We start from the raw sequence: 19660 nt of genomic DNA, 5'->3' as shown, positions 1-19660 counted from the left end.
AAAGTTATGATTCTGCGCGTACAAGCCCTTTGCGTTCCGCGCGTTGGCTCTGTGATGAAAATGACAATCGCCAATCGCCAGAGTGTTCTGGCTAAACAGCGGGGGCAGGCTGGGCGGTGGGAGGCGCAGTGCGGGCGGCTTCGAGGTCTTCGCGGCGTTGCTTGAGGCTCTTGAAGAACTCGTAGCCTTCGCGGCAGCGGCGGACAAAAACGTCCTTGTCTTCAAGCATGGTTTTGATGATGCGCAGGATCGGTTTGGGCCGCAGATAATAGGCGCGATAAAAGCGGTCCACGGCCTCAAAGATTTCATCCTTCGCGAGGCCGGGGTATTCGAGGGCGCTCTGCTGGAATCCGTCGGTCTCGACGAGATCGGTTTTATCCTTTTTAACGAACCAGCCATTCTGCCGGGCCATCTCGAACAGCTCGGTGCCCGGGTAAGGAGCGGCAAGAGAGACCTGGATGCTGAAGACATCGAGTTCCTGGGCGAAGCGGATGGTGTTCTCGATAGACTGGCGCGTTTCGACAGGCAAACCCAGAATGAACGTCCCATGAACCACCACGCCGGCCTTGTGGCAGGACCTGGTGAAGCGGCGCATCTCGTCCATGGTGACGCCCTTCTTAATGCGCGTGAGGATGTCTTCGTTGCCGCTTTCATAACCGACCAGGAACAGACGGAGCCCGGAGTCCTTAAACGATTTAATGGTGTCGTAATCGAGATTGGCACGGCTGTTGCAGGACCACGTCAAACCGAGTGGCGCGAGCTTTTTGGCTATCTCGCGGGCCCTGGGCAGGTTTGCCGTGAAGGTATCGTCATCAAAAAAGAATTCCTTTACCTGCGGAAACAGCCGCTTCATGTAAGCCATCTCGTCAGCCACATTCTGGGGCGAGCGCACACGATATTTGTGTCCGCCGATGGTCTGGGGCCAAAGGCAGAAGGTGCATTGGGCAGGGCAGCCGCGCCCGGTGTAAAGGCTCACGTAAGGATGGAGCAAATAACCGATAAAATACTTCTCGATTTGGAGATTCCGCTTATAAACATCCGCCACCCAGGGCAGGGCGTCCATATCGGCGATCATCTCACGCTCGGGGTTGTGTTTGATACGGCCTTCCCGATCGCGATAGGAAAGCCCGGCGACGGTTTCGAGCGGGCGGCCCTCGGCGACTTCTTTGCAAGTGTAATCAAACTCCTTGCGTCCAACCCAGTCGATGGCTTTCGATGCTTTTAAGGTTTCCGTTGGGAGCACGGCGGCGTGGGCCCCGACGAAGCCGATGCAGGTCTCAGGGCGGTTCTGCTTGATGGCCTCGGCGACTTTGGAGTCGTTCTTGAGAGAGGGCGTCGAGGTATGGATGATAACATGATCGTAATGCCTGGCCTCATCGAGGCAGCGCTGAATTCCGATGTCGTGCGGAGGACAATCCATCAGACGCGAATCGTTCACCAACGCGGCAGGTTGGGCGAGCCAAGTAGGATACCAGAAGCTGGTGACTTCGCGCCGCGCCTGGTAGCGCGAGCCGGCCCCGCCATCGAACCCGTCAAAAGACGGAGGTGAAAGGAATAGTGTGCTCATGAATCAGGTTCTTATTGGCAGGACCGTGGAATGGACCATACAGAGGGACCCCTCTCCCCGGACCTCTCCCCTTGGGAAGGGGAGAGGGAGAAGCATCGGCAGATTAAAGATGTAGTTCATTTTAGGGACTCCTCAATAGATTATCAGCAGTGTCGTTGGCGTCAAATCCAGGCTTTGCCGCAAAGGGGTTGCCAGGCGCTTACTTTTCGACCTGCCGGCCTTCGCGCATTTTCGCCAGCACCTCGTCTCGTTGCGAGGTATCGCCACTCCCGCAGGACCCGGAGTTGTTGCCGTTGTTCTGAAAGGCGGATTTAGCCCCGGAAAGCCCCGCTTTGACAGCCGCTTTGGCCTCGGCCAGATGGCCTTTGCCGGCAGAAAACCCGGTAAAGGCATTGACCTTGAGTCCCTGGTAGTACGGCTTGGGTTTGGGGGAGAAGTTGTACTTGATGTTCTTCCAATGATCGCCGCGCTGATAATTGGTGCCCAAGGCGCCGCTTGGGTCGTAGCCGCAATGGACCATGCAATTCTCGCAACGCTGGTCGCGGGCGATACCGTTGACCACGCCGTACTTGTCCCAATCGACCTGGTCGAGCATTTCCTGGTAATGCGGGTAATGGCCGTCGGTCATGAGATAACAGGGGGCCTTCCAGCCTTTGATATTGCGTGTCGGAATGGCCCAGGCGGTGCATGTCAAGTCGCGTTTGCCCGCCAGAAACTCCTGATACACCGTTGTGCCAAAGATGGTGAAGCGCTTGCCCCAGTCGAGGATGTTCGCGAACTTCTCGACCGTCATCGCCCGGGTGAGAAAGAATTCCTCGGGGTTTTTGCCGAGGCGTTTGATCATGTCCTTTTTGGCGGCATCGTATTCGTAGCCGGGAGAAATGGTATGGCCATCGACTTCGAGAGCGGAGAAGAACTCGAACATCTGCTCGATCTCCCGCATGTCGGTTTCCTTATAGACGGTTGTGTTGGTAGCGACCTGGTAACCGAGCAGCTTGGCCATCTTAATGGCTTGAACGCATTCTTTAAAAACGCCCTCGCGCTCGACGATTAAATCGTGAGTGTATTCCAGGCCATCGACATGCACGTTCCAGTACATCCATTGACTGGGTTTGATAGCCGGGCGGTCATCCTGTTTGCCTTTGCGAATTGTTTCGGCCTCTTTGTCCGAAATCAGCTTCTCGTCCAGGAGCCGTTTGAGGGTCGGTTCGAGTGAAGGCGAGTAGATGCCGGCGAGGTAATCTCTGAGTTCGCGCCGCATGAACATGCCATTGGTGCAGACATAGACGATGCGGCCCTGGTCCAGCAGGCCGGCAACCAGTTCCTTGATCTTTGGATAAATGAGCGGTTCACCGCCGCAAATAGAGACCATGGGGGCATTGCATTCCTGGGCAGACGCCAGGCAGTCCTCGAGGGACATCATATCCTTGAGGCTGGTCGAGTACTCGCGGATGCGTCCGCAGCCGGTGCAAGTGAGGTTGCAGGTGTGCAGCGGTTCGAGCTGGAGCACCAGGGCGAACTTGGGTGTGCGCCGGATTTTATGCTTAATGATGTGACGGGCAATCTTCACCGTCAATGCGAGTGGAAATCGCATAAGCGAATTTTAGAATAATTTTGGTTTGGGAATGAGTCTTAGGATTGAGCAACCATGGTACCTGGCTCATCTGCGGGGGTGGTGCTCTCGGGGTGGGCAGGCGGGGGGTCTGCCTGGAGAAATCCCGGGAGAAAGAAACTGGCCGGCGAAATGCTCTTGCTGGCAGTCAGGCCGCCGCATCCGGCGACCGTGGCCAACAGCAGCGCCAGAGCGGCCAGCCGCAGAATTTTCCAATTTAATCTCACAGAGCCCAAATATAGGTTGCTTTATCTTATGCGCAACATTTAATTCGGGTGTGGAAGCCCTTGCGGCCAGGGTAGTGACAGAGCCGCCGATTGCCAGTCGGCGGCACAGCCAATTGCCAATCGGCGCTACGGCGGTAGCCGTTATTTTTTCATTTATTGCTCTGGCAGGCGCGTTGGCTGGAGACCCGGCCAGCCAGGCGCAGGAGGCCTTTCGCCACTCGAAATCCGAGTACAAAACCCAGCCGCGTAATGCCAAAGCCGGATGGCGCTTTGCCCGCGCTTGTTTTGACCTGGCCGATTTTTCAACCAACAGCGCACAGCGCGCTGACCTGGCCGAGCAGGGAATAGCAGCCAGCCGCCAGGCCATTGCCTTGGACCCCACTGCCGCTGCCGGACATTATTACCTCGGTTTGAACCTGGGGCAACTGGCCCGCACTCGAGGCCTTAGCGCGCTGAAGTTGCTGGATGAAATGGAGCGCGAGTGGAATCGGGCCCGCGAGCTGGACGAAAAATTCGACCACGCAGGCCCCGACCGGAGCCTGGGTCTGCTGTACCGTGATGCGCCCTCATTTATCAGCATCGGCAGCCGGACGAAAGCGCGCGAGCACCTCCTACGCGCCGTTCAACTGGCGCCCGATTTCCCTGAGAACTGCCTCGACCTGATCGAGACTTATCTCAAATGGGGCAATCGCAACGAGGCGCGCACAGAGCTCAAGGCCCTCGAAGCGCGATTGCCCGCCGCCCGAGCAAAGTTCTCCGGCCCGGAATGGGCGGCCAGTTGGGCAGATTGGGACCAGCGGCTCGATGCGGCGCGCCAAAAGCTTGGCCAGCCCGCCCGCATCCAATCACCCCGGCATTAATGAATTAAGGCGAGCCTCTGAAGAGCATGCCTTTTTGGCCGCCCACACAATCCGCGGCATCCAGTTCACGTACCAAACCGCAATGGCGCTGAAGTGTTTGAAGTCTTAAAGACTCTGGCGCGCGCGCCGAAAAATCCGTTATACTCCCATCGTTGCGACGGTCTTGGGTGACATAGGTCCTGAAGCAAAAGCGGCCATTCCCGTACTCCTGAGAGCATCCGAGGATAAGAGTGCGGAGGCACGAAGAAACGCCCTCTTTGCCTTGGGTAATATTCGGATGTGGACGCCGAACGAGCCTTCATTTTAGCAATCCAAGCGCATCGGCCTCAGCTCCGAAGTAGTTGTGCCCATTAGAATCCAACCAATCCTGTGCCTCGAATTAAATCGCCACAGATCGAATCCAGTAGGTGCTCCCGAACCTGGTTTTAAACTGTTCCGCCAATTCCTCAGCAGCGCTCAGGCTCTGGACTAATGCGAATACGGTGGAACCGCTGCCCGACATCAGGGTCCCGGCCACTCCATGTCCTCGAAGGAATTCCTGGAATAGCCACAGAAGCGGATATTTTTCCAACGCCGGGGCTTCGAGCGAGTTGTAAAGCTGCGCCCCTGCGCTTTGGAGGGTTTCACCTTGCAGCAGAGATATCAACTGCTGAGCGCGCCCGGGGCGTCCGTTTAGAGCGGTGGGGAACCGGCTCAGTTCTTTGTAAGCCCAGGCAGTAGCAATGCCGAAGCCGGGATGGACCAGGAGAAATGCCGCGCTTCGCAGGGCCACAAACCAATCGAGGGGTTGAACTTTTTCCCCGCGCCCGGCGCCCAGTGCCGGCTTATCCTGCAGAAAGAAGGGGATGTCGGAGCCAAGAGAGGCGGCGAGTCGCTCCAGGTCAGCCTGGGCAAGCGGATGGCCAAAGAGCTCATTGAGGCTGAGAAGAGTTATTGCCGCGTTCCCGCTGCCACCACCCAGGCCGGCCGCCAGGGGGATTTGCTTAGCCAAGCGGATGCTCACGCCTTCATTAATTTTCGCAGCATCGAAAAACAGAGCCGCTGCCCGATAGACCAGGTTGCGCGAATCGGTCGGCAACCCGGGCTGAGCGCAGGTTAATCGAATCCCGGCCCCGCCCCGCTGAAAACTTAACTGGTCAAAGATGCGGACGGGGTGCAGCACCGTTTCCAGCTCGTGAAAGCCATCTGGGCGTTTGCCAAGAATATTGAGCAGCAGGTTGACCTTGCACGGCGATGCCTTTTCGAGCGTCTTCAAAAGTGGGCTCACACTAAAGAGCCTCCAAAGTGTGCGCAAAAGAAAAAGCGCCGGCACAAACTATGCCGGCGCCCTGGAAATCGAGCAAACAGCTCAGTGCGTATCGAAGATGCGGAAGCGGCTGCCCGGGACAATGGGCGCCACATCCCCGCCGCTGAAGCCCAGGTTTGAGTCGGTCGCAAACATGGAATCTTCGAGCAAGCCGGGCGTGTAATTATCCGGATACACCGAGCCCGGGGCGAAATAATCCGTGAAAACAGGGTCATAGGGAGGAATGGGAGCGGTCACCACCTCATAAACGCCTATCCCGGTCCGCGCCAGCGTCCGGTTGAGCCCGCGGAAAAAGCCGGTCGTATAAGCCACATCCGGTCCATCGAAGATGGCCGTCTGTTCCATGGTCCGTCGCATTTCGCCGCCACGGACAACTTCCAACATGTTGTTAACACCGCGCCCGAATTTTCTTTCTGTATTGGCGCAGCCGCTGGCCAAGGCAGCCACAAGGGCCAAACCAGCCAGGAGGGGGAGTGAGTTACGCATAAAACATTTCTTCATTAAACGCAATTTCGTTTATTGACCAAACAGTAACGCGGGATTTGCGAAGTTGTAAAGAGTTTTCGGTGATGAAACCGCAAATAATAACTCGGATAACCGCAGATAAAAGAGAACTGTGCTGCCTCCGATGCCGTGACCCTCGGTTGAGAGCTGAAACGCATAGCCAGAAGCGCATTCATTTCGCGGCCTGAGGATTCATGCCACTCTGGAGAACAGATTAAACCGCGGAATACGCGGAATACGCGGAAATCACCCGGTTTTCAGGCCCTGGCGGCGGCGGTCGCTTCGGCCTGTTCCTGCCGCTTCTTTTCCTGCCGCTCCCAGTACCAGGCAATCCACACGCTCACCTCGTAAAGCAGTTGCAGGGGCAGGGCCATGAGAAGCTGGGTAATAACCTCGGGCGTGGTTAGAAGGGCGCCCAAAGTGACGTTGATAATGATAACGTAGCGCCGCGCTTTGGAGAGGATGGCGTAGTTCAAAACCCCGATCTTAACCAGGGTCAATACGACGACGGGCAGCTCGAAACCCAAGCCCATTCCGAGCATAAACTTGCACACAAAACCGATATAATCTTCCGCTCGCCACTGGTTGACGCCCAGGCCGAGCCACTGCGCGTATTGGGCCGAAGCGGCCAGCGCCACCGGCATCAGAACGAAATAGCAGAAGAGTATGCCGGTTAAAAAGAGGCCCACGCCAAAAAACAGGCCGCGATAGACATACTTTCTCTCGCGCATCTTGAGCGCCGGGAAAACGAATGAAGAGACAAAATAGAAAATGAACGGGGCGGCAATCACCATCCCGCCATAAAAAGCGACTTTGGTGGCGACAATAAACGAACCGGCAGGGCTGAGGTTAATAATCTCGATTGGCAAGCGTTCCTGGACGGCCTCTTCGGGTTCCGGATGCGGAACTACCGCCAGTACGAAATTTGTTCCCTGAACGACCGGAGCAAGCTCCAAGCGGACAAAGGCATTGGTGCCAAGCAGAGAGGCAAACGGTTCGTTGGTGCTGAGGTGGAACGGACTGCCGAGCTGGTTGTTGCCGAAAGTGAAGCGGACAGTTTGGGTTTTGCCGTGATGCGGAACAGGGGCCCGGTGCAAGGGCCATTTCAGGACATCGAGGACATAATTGCCGGCCAGCAGACATCCCAGCATGGCCACACAGCCGGCGACGAGACTTTTGATCAAGACCCAGCGGAGGTCCTCGAGATGCTCGAGAAACGATTTGACTGGGCCGCCCTCTTGCTCCTCTTGGTCTAGGAGTTCCGCTTCGGGTTCATCAACCATGGCTAGAACCGCTCAGCGACTCAGGCCTTCGGACTCGAGGTAGATTGAGGAACGGTATGGGACGGTTCAGCCTCGGTCGTCTGGGAAGTTGCTTCGGGGGCGCTGGGGAGGCGTCTTGAGGGCGAAGGCGGTGGCTCGTCCATTGCGTGCGAGACCTCGTCGGTCACCTCGCGAGTGGCCTTCTTGAATTCTTTGATGCCGGTTCCCAGCCCCTTTGCCAACTCAGGCAGCTTCTTGGCGCCAAACAGGATTAAAACCAGGGCGAGGATGAGGATGATCTCGCCACCGCCGAGATTGAAGATGCCAAACATTAGATTCATACTAGAGCAAACCATGCTGTAATAACCTTAAGCCTGAGCAGAATAATAGTAAAGCTCTAAAAAAAACTTATGTACTTATGTGTAATGCCTCAGTGACGACGAGGCCGCCGGCTGAAGCCGGCGTTCCGGACGGTGCGGAACGCCGCCTTCAGGCGGCAGCGCCCGCCGTCACTAACCGATTACACTTATGTTATGTCCCCTTGGGCGGAGTCAGCAGAATAAAGACTCCGCGGCGATTCTTGCTCCAGGCGGCTTCGTTGTGGCCGGGGTCTTCCGGGCGATCTTTGCCGTAGCTGATTGTATCGACCCGGGTGGGGTCGATGCCCAGGCGGACCAACTCCTCGCGCAGTGCCAGGGCCCGGCGTTCGCCCAGCGCCCGATTATACTCCTCGGTGCCGCGTTCATCGCAATGCCCCTCAATTTTAGCCGCTGCGGAAGGATTGGCTTTTAAGTAATCGGCCACAGCCGCAAGCTTCGGGCTGTCCTCAGGGCGGATGACGGAACTGTCAAAGGCGAAATGGACCGTGTCGGCCTGGAAAACCTCTGCGTTCGGTGTCCAGCCATCGTGAGCGCCGGCTGGGTTGGAAGGGATTCCCGATGAAGTGTCAGTGCTGCCGGGCGCCTCGAGCGTTCCTCCAGGGCCCACTCCCGGATTTTGGCCCGTTACTCCCTCTCCGGGCAGGGGCGTGATTCCTGGTGGATGATGTTTGCAGCCGGTGGAAATGAGAGAGAGCAATGCGGCGCAGGCAAGAAAACTGGCGAACCGGGTGAGCTTCATAATGATTTGTTAATGTGAAGCGCGAAAGCCCCGCGGGGCGGGCGCAATTGAAATTCTACGGTTGTGCAGGTGCAGCAGAAACGGGTTGCTGTGGTGACAATAAAACGAAAACCCCGCGGCGATTTTTTTTCCAGGCTGCTTCATCGTGGCTGGGGTCTTCAGGCCGGTCTTTGCCATAGCTGATCGTATCGACCCGAGCCGGGTCGATACCCAGGCCGATAAGCTGCTCGCGCAACGCCAGCGCCCGGCGCTCGCCCAGGGCGCGGTTGTATTCCTCCGTGCCGCGTTCGTCGCAATGGCCCTCGACTTTGAGGGCCTGGGAAGGATTGGCCTTGAGTTGGTCGGCTACCGCCGCCACGTGGGGCTTTTCATCCGATTTGACCACCGAGCTGTCGAAATCAAAATGCACTGTATCGGCTTTGAAGGCCTCCGCGTCTTCTTTCCAGCCTTCATGTCCCGGTCCCAGGGGGAAGCCGTCAGTCGCTTCTTTAGGTTTGTTATCCTCCAAGCCGATGGGCTTGGCGGTATCAGGTTCTCCGACCTGGCCCATCCTGGCGCCAGGGATGTTGGTCATGTATTCCGGTCTTTTTCGGCAGCCGGCCAGCGCGATGGTGAGGATAAGTCCCATCACCGCAAGATTCGTAAACTTGGTCAGTTTCATTGTCGATGCGAATGGACTGGGCTATCTAGCCCAACTCGGTTGTGATTGTGAGCTAAGGCCCGAAATTCGGGCAACATCCTTTACCTGTTTGGTGGGCACGTCAAGCAGAGAGAGGACGTAATGGCCTCCCTGCCGCCGCGCGAAGGCGACTGTTCGCGAATTGGGCGCCCACGAGGGGTCTTCCCCTTCCACAAGTTCCGTCGCGTCTCCACCCGAGGGGGAGACCACACAAATTTCGAAACCAGAGCGGTACTGTGCCGTGAAGGCAATGAGCTTGCCGTCAGGCGACCAATCCGGCTCGGTCGGACTGGGCATGCCGCTGGTGGAAATGGGTTGGGAACCCCCGCCGGATGGGGAGATTTTGCGCAAGGCGCGGTGTTCGTGATCTTTGGCGGCATAACAAATCCATTGGCCGTCGGGCGACCAGCAGGGAGACGATTCATCCTGGGGCGACTTGGTCAAGCGTTTCAAACCGCTGCCATCGGCGTCACAGACATAGAGGTCGGTCCAGCCATCTTTGCTGAGGATCATCGCCACTCTGCCATCGCGCGATGCGGCGGGGCTGATGTTCGAGCCGCCATATCGGGCAAATGTTCTCCGGGCGCCCGTCGTGAGGTCGTGGTAGAAAATATCCGGGTTGCCCAATTTGTAGGAGGTGTAATAAAGGGCCAATCGCTCGGGCACCCAGCATGGGGCGGCGACAATGGTGTTATCGCGCGTAACGGCCTGGGCATTGTGGCCGTCGAAATCTGCTATATAAATCTCGCTATTCTGGCCAGTTTGGCCTTTGAAGGCGATCTTCGTCTCGCCAAGGCCTTTGCGGTCGAGCGCCTTTACAAAATCCTCCGCGAAGGCATGCGCCTGGCGCCGGAGTGAAGAACCCGAGTAGGCCTTGGCGACCAGGGTGTTTTTGTTGATTGCATCCATAACCCGGCCTTCCAGATTCCCATTGTTCCGCCCAGAAATCAGGTATTGCGCGCTCTGGGTGTTTGTGAAGTTGAAGCCTTGGACATAAAGATCAAACCGCAGCACCTCCGCTGCTTCGCCCGTGAAACCACTGAGGGAAACCCAAATCGGCCGGGTGTTTCCTGGAATGATTTCTTCCCTGATTTTGATCTGAGCGAAAGCCCCTGTAATGGCGAGCGCTGCAAACGCCACCAGGCAAGGCCGGCGGATTAGCCGCAAAAGAGCGCAAGGATCGCAAAGAAACCTTCTTTTCCCCTCCTTCTTTGGGTTCTCTGCGTTCTTTTGCGGCTGGTTGTCTTCCTTTGCGGCGGCATTTGTTTTAAATTTCATTTTCTTCATCCTATTCCTCGTTTTGCGTTCACTTCGAAAGTAATCGACACCGTGCGCTGGTCCTCTTTGGAATCCTCGGGCAGCGGCGCCGCGAATTTGACCTTTTCCAACACGGCCTGCACCGAGTGGTCCACACCGGGCTTGCCGGAGGATTGCGTGATGCGGGCCGAAATGACTGAGCCGTCCCGGGCGATTTTAACCGAGGCCTCGGCGGCGACATCTTCATCGGTCGAATCATTGGGCACCGTGCCACTCCAGGCCCGTTTATAGACGCTCATGACGGCCTGGTTGAAATTGGCGTAAGGGACGCCGCCCCCACCGGGTCCTTTCAAAACCAGCCTGGTGCTGCCGGAGACCTCGCTGCTGATGCTGTCAGCCGCCTGAGCCACTTCGCGAGCCAGATGCCGCCGCTCCTGTGCCCATTGCCGGGCTTGCTCGCGGGCCGTGTTGTCGCTTCTCCGCTCGGGTTTGCGTGTGACGAGTTTCGTGCTGATTTCCACCTTGTGCCGGGGATGCTCATTGAGGCTGAGCGAATCAGGCTCCGAGTTCTTTTCCTCTTGAATTGGTTGTTTGACGGGCTCAGGGGGAGTCGGCTCCGGTCTGGGTTGCGGCTGGGGCGGGGCAGGGCGCGGCTGAGGCTGCGGCTGGGAAACAGCAGGTGGCGGGTTGGCATTGGGGTCCCCTCCGCCCGAAACCAGCGCATCGACGGTCTTCACCGGGATAAAATCCAGCATTGGCATCTCATCCGACTTGTTTGGCGAGGAGAGAAACGCCGGGCCAACGAACAAAACCACGACCAGCAACAGGTGCATCCCTGCAGACACAATTACGCATTTCTTTTGGAGCCGGTTCATGGTGCGCACATCCCTTGGCTCATCGCTGCTTTCCCGGCGGTTCGGTGCGGGCGGCCATTTGGATGCCGTTCTTCTGGCAGAAATCGAGCACGGCGGCCACGTCCTTCCAACGGCCCATCTCGTCCGCGCGCAGATACACCACCAGGTTCGGGTTGCCTCTGGCATCTTTCTGAAGGATGTCCTGGATTTGGCTAAGCGACATTTGTTGCCGATTAAGCCTGTAAAGGCCCTGGGTGCTGATTTCCACGGTACGGATGTCGCGTCGCTCGATTTTTTTATCCGGCTCGCCCCCCTTGGGCAGCTTGAGGTTGATGCTTTGTTCGAGCAGCGGCGTTGTGATAACAAAGATAATCAGCAGCACGAACGCCAAATCTAGCAGCGGCGTGATATTGATCTCACTCAAGGTCACCAGGGCACTGCGTTGGGAAAAGCGGCGCATAGAACCTCACTCCTCGAGATACTCCGTCTCCATTTTGGAAACGAGGTCTTGCGCAAAGTTGTCCAGCTCGACCGTCAGGACGCGCAGATTGTGAACCAGCCAGTTGTATCCAAACATCGAGGGGATAGCCACCAACAGGCCGGCAACGGTGGTGATCAGGGCCGCTGCCACGCCTGGGGCCATGGCGGCCATGGTGGCGCTACCCTGCTGCGCGATGTGGCCGAAGGTGCTCATTACGCCCCAGACGGTGCCCAGCAGGCCCAGGAACGGGGCTCCGCTGACGGCGATGGCCAGCAGGATGAGGCCCGATTCCAACTTAAGTGATTCCTGGGCCACCGTGTTTTCCAGCGAGCGCTTCACGTGCTCCATGCCTTTGAGCGAGACGTACTTCTTGCGTCCATTGCCGTCCGCGTTCTTAAGCCGGGCGTCCAACTCGATGCTGCCGGAGTGATAAACCACAAACAGCGGGCACCCGTCGGCCTGGACCCGCCGGTCATAGACATCCAGAACGTTTTTTTGGGTGCGGTATTCGGTGCTGAAGAACTGGTTGAGGCGTTTGGCTCGGCGCATCTGCAGCGCCTTGGCTATCATCACCGACCAGGCGATGATGGAGAAGATGAGCAGGCACACAATAATGGCCTTGGCTTCCGGTGTGGCTTGCTCCCACACATAAAGCAATTCGGCCTTATTGGCGCCGCCGGCTGCGGCCAAAATTACAGGTGCGTTCATTCCGACACGATCTCACTCTGACTCCGCGAACTTGGTCGTGAGGAATAGAAGCGCCCAAGCGGAACCTGCTCAAAATTCAAGAATGTACCATCAATCCGAAAACCGGACTGCGCTCTTTCTACCAACGTCTTCAAAAAATGCAAAATATTTTTCCATAAAAATGTTAGGGCACTGCTCCGGGGCTTGTCGAGGCTTTCCGCGGTTTTCGAGGATTCAACCTATTTCTTGCGCTGGACGCAAAAGATGGTGAGATTTTGCCAAAGCGGGTGAAGTCGGATAAGGGCTTTATCGCGACATTGGCAGTATTCGAAGAATTAATACGGCCATATCACCATGCAGACAAATATTATGAGTCAGCAACGCGCTGAGCCGGCGCATGACATCCTCCACCAGGTCCGCGTTCACCCGCTGGACCCGATTTTTTCCCCGAAGGTCGTGGCGGTCATTGGCGCGACCGAGACCCGCGGGAGCGTTGGGCGGACCGTATTCCAGAACCTGGGCCGTGGCGGGTTCGAAGGGACAGTCTATCCAGTGAACCCTAAACGCTCGAGTGTATTGTGTGTTAAGGCGTATCCCACCATTGCCTCGGTCCCCGAAAAAGTGGATTTGGCTGTTATAACGACTCCAGCCGTAACGGTGCCGGGGCTGATTCGCGAATGCGTGGCTGCGGGCGTCCCTGGCGCGATCATTATCTCGGCCGGCTTCAAGGAGACCGGCCCTGCCGGCGCGGAACTCGAACGTCAGGTCATGGAAGAGGCGCGCAAAGGCAAAATGCGCCTGATCGGACCCAATTGCCTGGGAGTGATGGTCCCATGCAAAGGTCTCAATGCGACTTTCGCCAGCACCATTGCCCGGCCTGGCTCGGTCGGATTCATCAGCCAATCAGGCGCCCTCTGCACGGCCATCCTGGACTGGAGTCTTCGAGAAAATGTCGGGTTCAGCTCGTTCGTCTCCATTGGGTCGATGCTGGATGTGAACTGGGGCGACTTGATTTATTACCTGGGAGACGATCCGAACACCAAGAGCATCGTCATCTACATGGAATCCATCGGGGATGCCCGGGCCTTTTTGTCTGCTGCCCGCGAAGTGGCGCTGACCAAACCGATCATCGTCATTAAGGTGGGTCGCACCGAAGCCGCTGCCAAAGCCGCCGCTTCGCACACCGGCTCGCTAACCGGCAGCGACGAGGTTCTCCAGGCCGCTTTCCGGCGGGTGGGTGTGTTGCGGGTGCAAACCATTGCCGAGTTGTTTCATATGGCTGAGGTCCTTGCCAAACAACCCCGACCCCATGGCCCGCGTCTGACGATTGTCACGAATGCCGGCGGCCCCGGCGTTCTGGCCACGGACATGCTTATCAGCAGCGGCGGACGGCTCTCCGAGCCTTCGGCTGAAACCATGAAGGCACTTAATTCCTTCCTGCCGGCTGCCTGGAGCCATAATAACCCGCTCGACATCCTGGGGGATGCCGGGCCGGACCGCTACGCAAAGGCGGTCCAGATTGCCGCTGATGATCCGGGCAGCGACGGCTTATTGGTCATCCTGACACCGCAGGCCATGACGGACCCGACCGCCACGGCTGAGCAGCTCAAGCCTTTTGCCAAGCTGCCCGGCAAACCGCTCCTCGCCTGCTGGATGGGCGGCAAGGAGGTCGAACCCGGCGAGGACATCCTGAATGCTGCGAACATCCCCACCTATAAATACCCGGATACCGCCGCGCGCGCCTTTTATTATATGTGGCGTTACACATATAACCTGCGTTCGCTCTATGAAACCCCCGCGTTGATGGCGGACCAATCGACCGGCGCCGTCGCGCGCTCGAAGGCCGATTCCATCATCCAGGCGGTCCGCAAAGAAGGCCGCACGATCCTCACTGAATTCGAATCCAAACAGCTCCTCAGCGCCTACGGCATCCCGACGGTTGATACGCGAATCGCGCGCAGCGAGGAGAGCGCCGTCAGGTTGGCAGATGACATCGGCTACCCGGTCGTGCTCAAGCTCTACTCCGAGACCATCACGCATAAAACGGATGTGGGAGGCGTCCAGCTCAATTTGCGCAACGCCGCCGCGGTGCGCCGCGCCTATAAGGGCATCGAGAGCGCCGTCGCCCAGCGCGCTGGCAAAGAACATTTCCTCGGTGTGACCGTTCAACCGATGATCGCCTTGGACGGCTACGAACTCATTATCGGCAGCAGCCCTGACCCCCAATTCGGTCCGGTGCTTCTTTTCGGTGCCGGTGGGCAGCTTGTGGAAGTCTTTAAAGACCGCTCCCTGGGCTTGCCGCCACTCAACGCCACGCTAGCCCGGCGGATGATGGAGCAAACCAAAATATTCGAGGCGCTCAAAGGCGTGCGGGGCAGGGCGCCTGTCAACCTCGCTGCTCTCGAAGAATTGATGGTCCGTTTCAGCCAGCTTGTCGTCGAGCAGCCGTGGATTGCCGAGATTGATATCAACCCGCTGCTGGCTTCGCCTGAACGCCTGCTGGCTCTTGATGCGCGGGTCGTGGTCCATAGCTCCAAAATCACGGAAGATAAGCTGCCGCGGCCTGCCATCCGGCCTTACCCGCTCCAGTACGTGACTCCGTGGAAACTCAAGAGCGGCGTCCAGGTTACCATCCGCCCTATCCGCCCTGAAGACGAGCCGTTTCTGGTCAAATTCCACGAGACGCTCTCGGAAGAAAGCGTCTATTACCGCTACTTCAGCCAGCTCAAACTCGATCAGCGCATCGCCCACGAGCGGCTCACGCGGATGTGCTTCAACGATTATGACCGCGAGATCGCTCTCGTGGCCGAATACCGCGACCCCAAATCCAAAGCTATCGAAATCCTCGGCGTTGGCCGCCTCAGCAAGGCCCGCGGTCTTAATGAAGCCGAGTTCGCGCTAGTCATTAGTGATCGCTGGCAAAACCAGGGGCTGGGCACAGAGTTGCTCAAGCGCCTGGTTCAGATTGGCCGCGCGGAAAAACTCGACCTGATTTCAGCCAGTATGCTGGCCGAGAACCACGCCATGCATCACGTCAGCAGGAATGTGGGTTTTAAGCTGGTCCGCGAACCGGATGATCACGATTTCCGCGCTGAAATCCTCCTCGGCGCGAAGTGAGATGCGCCCGGGAGCCGTTTTTTTTCAAGCCCGACTCTTGGCAATTAGCAGTTGCAGGCTTGTAAAGGCGCGGCCGGCAGGCCGGCAAGCCGTCGAGCTTCATTGAAACCAAGCTCCGCAAGAAGTTTTTTGAACAAAACGGAGGCGGCGAGGTCATTTACTTTGTGATACAAAGTGAAACTCTTTAACCGGGAAAATACATTGTTATGGACCAACTCAACGCCGTTCCGCCTCAGCTTCCACCTCACACTCAGGGGCCCCAGCGCGCAAGCCTCGAACCGCTCGGCACGCGTCCCGAGGAGCGGGACCCGATCTCGGGTCCATTCGCCGCTGTTGAGGCAATTCTGCGCCAGCCGCGGCGAGTGATGTATCAGGTCGCCCAGGCCAGGCCGGGTGGTCTCATTGTTGGGATGAGCGCCGCGGCAATCTGTTGCACCCTCATTTATGGACTGGTGGTTGGCACCTTTTCCCAGGGTGCGCAGCTCTGGGCGGCGCCGGTAAAGATCGCAATCGGCCTGCTGTTATCCACCCAGATCTGTCTTCCCAGCCTGTATATTTTCACCTGTTTGAGCGGTTCGCAGGCGCGCCTGGCGGAGATCTGCGGCCTGGTCGCCGGGCTGCTGCTCCTAACTTCAATCTTGCTTATTGGTTTCGCGCCGGTGGCATGGCTTTTTTCGCAATCCACCGAATCGGTGGCCTGGATGGGTGCGCTGGACCTCCTGTTCTGGTTTATCGCCACGGCCTTCGGGTTGCGATTTCTGACGCAAGCCTTTTCGCATTCGCAAGCCCGCTCGCAAGCCGGCCTAAACACTTGGATCGTAATCTTTCATTAGCTTCCGGCAATCGCTGACGGCGGTGCTGGTGAGCTTCGCCTATGCCGCCCTGGTGCTCGGGGCGTTCAGCCCGGTTGGTCTGTTTATTGTTTGGAACACTCCAGCGCGGGGCCCGTCCACCCAGGGCGGGGCGCCGGAGCATGCCTTGCTCCAACTGACGTTGATCGTGTTTATCGCTTTCGCTGGGGTCCTGGGAAACGTGCGGTTACTACCCCTGCTGCGTCAACTGGCCGGGAGCCGTGCGGTGGCCTGGAAGGTCCTGTTTGCCTGGCTCGCTGGCAATCTGTTTCTTGGCAGCCAGATTTGCTGGGTCCTGCGCCCCTTCATCTGGGGCGGCAACCCGGTCAAATTTATCGGTCCCCATCCCTTTGCCGGCAATTTCTACGAAGCTGTTTTCAAGGCCGTCAAACGACTGCTGTTTTAAGCCGGTCAAGGTGCGTGTCGGACATACAACAAATGTCTGCCCAGCCTCAACTCGCTTTGCGCATACAAATCCCGTTCTCCTCACGGAGAAACAACCCGGTAAAACCTGGAGTCAACGTTTGTTTCTGGATCTGCACAAACCTCGAGCAAGGCGCGGCGCAGCTCTTCGCCCGGGAAGCTCGTGAAGGGGATTATTGGCACGGTACCGCCTGTACCCTGAGCGGCGGGCAGTGTCTTAATTAAGACACTATCGGCAGGCCGACCGGCGCGCACAATTGACTTCCGGACCTCCTTTGATGAGAATCGTCTCATGCACCCTTTCTACCTTATTGACGAAGCGCTCAGGACCTCGGCGCGCCAAAGCCATCCTGCAGGTAACCGTCTTTCCGTTGGTCTGGAGACTGCGGGTGCGCGCTGACCTATGAACATCTATCGCAACCTGCAGCAGAACCTCAAACCGGTGGAGACCGATCTCGCGCAGTGGGGCAAGACCCTCGGCGGGGCGGTCATGGCCAAAGCCAAGCAGCAGAACTGGAAGTCCCCTGGTCACCTGCCGGAGATCACCCACGAATTCTACGAACAACTCATGGCGTTCAATTGGAAATGGACTCCGTCGCGCTCTTGCGGCGATCTCAAGAAGGCCGCCGCGATACTCGATGGCGACATGTACCACGCCGAGTGCCAAGCGGCGGCCAACGCCTTCAAGCTGTTGCTGGAGACCAAAGCTCCCTACGGTTTCGGCCTGGCGGACGTTAAGCTCAAGGTGTACGTGGGTGAAAAGGCGATGACTGGCGCCGAGGCAAACGGCCCGACTGGTGAGCATGCGCGACGGGCCCCCAATTCGAACGGCGGCTTTTATTCAATGCACCCCCTGGCTGGTGTGCACGGCCTAAAACCCAATGTGTTCGATGTTCAGACCAACAAACTGGCGCCGGTGTACGCCTGGACCGACCACAAGGTAGTCGAGTACGGCGGGCGCTTTTACGACGTTTGTTACGACGCAATTTACGGCCAGGCCGTCGATATGGCCATCGCCCTGACGCTGGGTTGCAACGAAGATTCTCGTCCTACCAAGACTATCCAGGAGGCCATGAGCCGCATCCAGGAGTTTAAGGTGCTCATCAAAAACTGGTTCCAGATCGCCTATTTCCGCTCCGCTGCCCCGGACTCGACGGCGGGGCAACTGGACGCCAAAGAAATCGGGCCTTTTGCTGAGTCTCTTTTTGGCGACGAGAAGACTGAGTTGCACCCTTACGGATCGCTCGTGCCCATGAGCAAATGGCCTGTGAACCAGTAGAGACTCCCCTTGATCCTCGGCTAAGAGCTGAAGCGCATCCTTTTTCGGTCTCAGGGTTCAAGCCACTATAGAGGAACCATTAAGCCGCAACTGCCTCATTTCGCCGCCGCTTTAAGCAGTTCCACGTCCTTTATCCAAACCTTGCCTGTGCCTTTAACGACAAGGTTCAGTTTGATCAGGTCTGGCTTTTCTCCCTTTTTGAGAAAGAAAGGGGTTTCGTGCGAGGCCCAGTCATTCGAGCCAGAGATTGGGTGCATTAGGCCCCGTGAAAAGAACTCCCCTTTTCCTGCGAAACGGCACCACATTTCCAGGTACGCCTGGCCGTCCAGCGCTTCACTTTTGATCTTGGCGCGATAGATCACCACGCAATGGTCCACTCCCGGGTCGGCAAGTTCGAACAACCGAATCACCTGCGGCTTGTGGCAGTCTGTAAGCCACGCATGGTCCTCAGTGGACTTCAGGTCCTTGGAGATGGTTCGGTCTGAGGACGAGAATCTCTTGAGGGTTTCGGTTTTGCGGTCGGCAGCGGCTCCCATCAGTGGGCCGAGCAAACTCAGGAGGATGAGCGAGCATTTCATTGTATTCATGCGTTTGAGTTTTTGGAGCTTCGGAAAGACCACACGGGTGACGTTGTCGGAGAGACGGATTAGAGGCGGCGGTTCGCCTCGAGGCGAAGGTCCTTTATGAAAACCTTCCCCTGCCCTTCAACCAGTCGCACGTCAATCTTCACATTCCCTCCCCGGGAAGAAGGCGGTCCGAAACGGCCCAGTGGCAATTCCCCAGTGAGCATTTCATAGAAGACCACGCCGAGAGAATAAATGTCCGCGCGATGATCTACTGCCTGTGGATGCTCGACTTGTTCAGGCGCCATGTAGTGCGGCGTGCCCATGACATCTCGTGTGCCGGTAAGCCTGAAATTCTGTGGCGCCTGGTTCATGATCATGGCCAGGCCGAAATCGGCAATTTTCACCCGGCCCTTTTTATCCAACAAAACGTTTTCGGGTTTGATGTCCCGGTGGACGATCCATTCATCATGCGCGAATTGGAGCGCCTCACAGATTTGTGGAATGATCTGGAGGGCTTGCCGGGGCGTGAGCTTGCCGGACTGCTCGACCTGGCGCAGGTTCGGCCCATCGACGTACTCCATGAGGAAATAATGCAGACCAGCTGCCTGGCCGAAATCATAAACCGATACGATGTGGGGATGGTTCAGCTTCGCCAGCGCGCGGGCCTCGCGGGTAAACCGATCCGTAAATCCGAGGTCGTTTCCGGGGCGGGGCGGCAGGATCTTGAGCGCTACGAGCCGGTCCAGGCCCGGCTGGCGCGCTCTATACACGGCGCCCATCCCTCCGTGCCCAATCACTTCCAGAATCTCCAATTGAGGAAACAGTTGAGCAATATCATGCACGCTTGGCGGCACGAACCCTCGGCCACTGGCCGGCGCGCCGGCCGTGCTGCCCATTCCCGCTTTCATCAGGCACTCCGGGCAGATGCCTTGCGGCGCATCGGCGGCTAACGGTTTCCCGCAACTCGGACATATTCGCAAGGTATCCATATTTGACCTTTCTACCTGGT

At 57.6% G+C, this 19660-nt stretch carries 20 protein-coding genes; 5 read left to right on the top strand and 15 right to left on the bottom strand.

Annotated elements, in window-relative coordinates:
* Positions 1 to 91: 91 nt before the first annotated feature.
* From hpnJ to VG146_18120, 3 genes are all read right to left on the bottom strand, one after another.
* Positions 92 to 1567 carry a hopanoid biosynthesis associated radical SAM protein HpnJ gene (hpnJ, locus tag VG146_18130; GenBank protein HEV2394274.1) on the bottom strand — a complete coding sequence of 492 codons (1476 nt, stop codon included), beginning with the start codon at positions 1565 to 1567 and terminating at the stop codon, positions 92 to 94.
* Positions 1568 to 1766: 199 nt separating this feature from the next.
* Positions 1767 to 3161 (bottom strand): DUF3463 domain-containing protein, encoded by a 1395-nt coding sequence (locus tag VG146_18125; GenBank protein ID HEV2394273.1) that lies wholly within the window; start codon positions 3159 to 3161, stop codon positions 1767 to 1769.
* A gap of 38 nt (positions 3162 to 3199) precedes the next feature.
* The gene (locus tag VG146_18120) at positions 3200 to 3406 is read right to left on the bottom strand and encodes a hypothetical protein (GenBank protein ID HEV2394272.1); all 207 of its coding nucleotides are present in this window, start codon (positions 3404 to 3406) and stop codon (positions 3200 to 3202) included.
* Between the two features lie 50 nt (positions 3407 to 3456).
* Between VG146_18120 and VG146_18115 the strand changes: the two genes are divergently transcribed.
* Positions 3457 to 4266 carry a hypothetical protein gene (locus VG146_18115; protein ID HEV2394271.1) on the top strand — a complete coding sequence of 270 codons (810 nt, stop codon included), beginning with the start codon at positions 3457 to 3459 and terminating at the stop codon, positions 4264 to 4266.
* 379 nt (positions 4267 to 4645) lie between these two features.
* Here VG146_18115 and ispE read toward each other — a convergent pair whose 3' ends face one another.
* The 10 genes from ispE to VG146_18065 form a co-directional block, all read right to left on the bottom strand.
* Positions 4646 to 5533 (bottom strand): 4-(cytidine 5'-diphospho)-2-C-methyl-D-erythritol kinase, encoded by an 888-nt coding sequence (ispE, locus tag VG146_18110; protein HEV2394270.1) that lies wholly within the window; start codon positions 5531 to 5533, stop codon positions 4646 to 4648.
* 81 nt (positions 5534 to 5614) lie between these two features.
* The gene (locus VG146_18105) at positions 5615 to 6058 is read right to left on the bottom strand and encodes an exosortase system-associated protein, TIGR04073 family (GenBank protein ID HEV2394269.1); all 444 of its coding nucleotides are present in this window, start codon (positions 6056 to 6058) and stop codon (positions 5615 to 5617) included.
* A gap of 275 nt (positions 6059 to 6333) precedes the next feature.
* Positions 6334 to 7359 (bottom strand): twin-arginine translocase subunit TatC, encoded by a 1026-nt coding sequence (gene tatC, locus VG146_18100; protein HEV2394268.1) that lies wholly within the window; start codon positions 7357 to 7359, stop codon positions 6334 to 6336.
* A 20-nt stretch (positions 7360 to 7379) separates the two neighbouring features.
* A complete protein-coding gene (gene tatA, locus VG146_18095) occupies positions 7380 to 7679 on the bottom strand; it encodes a twin-arginine translocase TatA/TatE family subunit (GenBank protein ID HEV2394267.1) in 300 nt (99 codons plus the stop codon).
* Positions 7680 to 7869: 190 nt separating this feature from the next.
* Positions 7870 to 8457, bottom strand: coding sequence for an OmpA family protein (locus tag VG146_18090; GenBank protein ID HEV2394266.1), 588 nt, complete (start codon positions 8455 to 8457; stop codon positions 7870 to 7872).
* A 55-nt stretch (positions 8458 to 8512) separates the two neighbouring features.
* Entirely contained in the window at positions 8513 to 9118 is a 606-nt protein-coding gene (locus VG146_18085; protein HEV2394265.1) for an OmpA family protein, read from the bottom strand.
* Positions 9119 to 9139: 21 nt separating this feature from the next.
* Positions 9140 to 10414 carry a hypothetical protein gene (locus VG146_18080; GenBank protein ID HEV2394264.1) on the bottom strand — a complete coding sequence of 425 codons (1275 nt, stop codon included), beginning with the start codon at positions 10412 to 10414 and terminating at the stop codon, positions 9140 to 9142.
* A gap of 5 nt (positions 10415 to 10419) precedes the next feature.
* Complete coding sequence (locus VG146_18075; protein ID HEV2394263.1) at positions 10420 to 11268, bottom strand: cell envelope integrity protein TolA; 849 nt, start codon at positions 11266 to 11268, stop codon at positions 10420 to 10422.
* 19 nt (positions 11269 to 11287) lie between these two features.
* A complete protein-coding gene (locus VG146_18070) occupies positions 11288 to 11707 on the bottom strand; it encodes a biopolymer transporter ExbD (protein ID HEV2394262.1) in 420 nt (139 codons plus the stop codon).
* A 6-nt stretch (positions 11708 to 11713) separates the two neighbouring features.
* Positions 11714 to 12436, bottom strand: coding sequence for a MotA/TolQ/ExbB proton channel family protein (locus VG146_18065; protein HEV2394261.1), 723 nt, complete (start codon positions 12434 to 12436; stop codon positions 11714 to 11716).
* Positions 12437 to 12784: 348 nt separating this feature from the next.
* On the opposite strand from VG146_18065, the gene VG146_18060 reads away from it, so the two are divergent.
* The 4 genes from VG146_18060 (at position 12785) to VG146_18045 (ending at position 18085) form a co-directional block, all read left to right on the top strand.
* On the top strand, positions 12785 to 15532 hold the full coding sequence (locus tag VG146_18060) for a bifunctional acetate--CoA ligase family protein/GNAT family N-acetyltransferase (GenBank protein HEV2394260.1): 2748 nt from the start codon (positions 12785 to 12787) through the stop codon (positions 15530 to 15532).
* Positions 15533 to 15738: 206 nt separating this feature from the next.
* On the top strand, positions 15739 to 16365 hold the full coding sequence (locus VG146_18055; protein ID HEV2394259.1) for a hypothetical protein: 627 nt from the start codon (positions 15739 to 15741) through the stop codon (positions 16363 to 16365).
* A 22-nt stretch (positions 16366 to 16387) separates the two neighbouring features.
* Entirely contained in the window at positions 16388 to 16789 is a 402-nt protein-coding gene (locus VG146_18050; protein ID HEV2394258.1) for a hypothetical protein, read from the top strand.
* Between the two features lie 420 nt (positions 16790 to 17209).
* Positions 17210 to 18085, top strand: coding sequence for a hypothetical protein (locus VG146_18045; protein HEV2394257.1), 876 nt, complete (start codon positions 17210 to 17212; stop codon positions 18083 to 18085).
* Positions 18086 to 18180: 95 nt separating this feature from the next.
* On the opposite strand, the gene VG146_18040 is transcribed toward VG146_18045, so the two are convergent.
* Both VG146_18040 and VG146_18035 read right to left on the bottom strand, forming a co-directional pair.
* Entirely contained in the window at positions 18181 to 18672 is a 492-nt protein-coding gene (locus VG146_18040; GenBank protein ID HEV2394256.1) for a hypothetical protein, read from the bottom strand.
* Between the two features lie 59 nt (positions 18673 to 18731).
* A complete protein-coding gene (locus VG146_18035; GenBank protein ID HEV2394255.1) occupies positions 18732 to 19640 on the bottom strand; it encodes a serine/threonine-protein kinase in 909 nt (302 codons plus the stop codon).
* Positions 19641 to 19660 lie beyond the last annotated feature (20 nt).

It is taken from the genome of Verrucomicrobiia bacterium, from assembly GCA_035946615.1.
In the GTDB taxonomy this organism is placed as follows: Bacteria; Verrucomicrobiota; Verrucomicrobiia; order Limisphaerales; family UBA8199; genus DASYZB01.
Note: the sequence above shows the minus strand (reverse complement) of the source record. Positions and strands in the feature narration are given on the sequence as shown.

Bases quoted from the DNA above. Each gene is read 5' to 3' on its own strand.
- hpnJ (HEV2394274.1), bottom strand. From the start codon at position 1,567: ATGAGCACACTATTCCTTTCACCTCCGTCTTTTGACGGGTTCGATGGC.
- tatA (HEV2394267.1), bottom strand. From the start codon at position 7,679: ATGAATCTAATGTTTGGCATCTTCAATCTCGGCGGTGGCGAGATCATC.
- tatC (HEV2394268.1), bottom strand. From the start codon at position 7,359: ATGGTTGATGAACCCGAAGCGGAACTCCTAGACCAAGAGGAGCAAGAG.
- VG146_18035 (HEV2394255.1), bottom strand. From the start codon at position 19,640: ATGGATACCTTGCGAATATGTCCGAGTTGCGGGAAACCGTTAGCCGCC.
- VG146_18055 (HEV2394259.1), top strand. From the start codon at position 15,739: ATGGACCAACTCAACGCCGTTCCGCCTCAGCTTCCACCTCACACTCAG.
- VG146_18125 (HEV2394273.1), bottom strand. From the start codon at position 3,161: ATGCGATTTCCACTCGCATTGACGGTGAAGATTGCCCGTCACATCATT.
- VG146_18045 (HEV2394257.1), top strand. From the start codon at position 17,210: ATGAACATCTATCGCAACCTGCAGCAGAACCTCAAACCGGTGGAGACC.
- VG146_18065 (HEV2394261.1), bottom strand. From the start codon at position 12,436: ATGAACGCACCTGTAATTTTGGCCGCAGCCGGCGGCGCCAATAAGGCC.
- VG146_18090 (HEV2394266.1), bottom strand. From the start codon at position 8,457: ATGAAGCTCACCCGGTTCGCCAGTTTTCTTGCCTGCGCCGCATTGCTC.
- VG146_18060 (HEV2394260.1), top strand. From the start codon at position 12,785: ATGAGTCAGCAACGCGCTGAGCCGGCGCATGACATCCTCCACCAGGTC.
- VG146_18040 (HEV2394256.1), bottom strand. From the start codon at position 18,672: ATGAATACAATGAAATGCTCGCTCATCCTCCTGAGTTTGCTCGGCCCA.
- VG146_18070 (HEV2394262.1), bottom strand. From the start codon at position 11,707: ATGCGCCGCTTTTCCCAACGCAGTGCCCTGGTGACCTTGAGTGAGATC.
- VG146_18085 (HEV2394265.1), bottom strand. From the start codon at position 9,118: ATGAAACTGACCAAGTTTACGAATCTTGCGGTGATGGGACTTATCCTC.
- VG146_18080 (HEV2394264.1), bottom strand. From the start codon at position 10,414: ATGAAATTTAAAACAAATGCCGCCGCAAAGGAAGACAACCAGCCGCAA.
- VG146_18105 (HEV2394269.1), bottom strand. From the start codon at position 6,058: ATGCGTAACTCACTCCCCCTCCTGGCTGGTTTGGCCCTTGTGGCTGCC.
- VG146_18075 (HEV2394263.1), bottom strand. From the start codon at position 11,268: ATGAACCGGCTCCAAAAGAAATGCGTAATTGTGTCTGCAGGGATGCAC.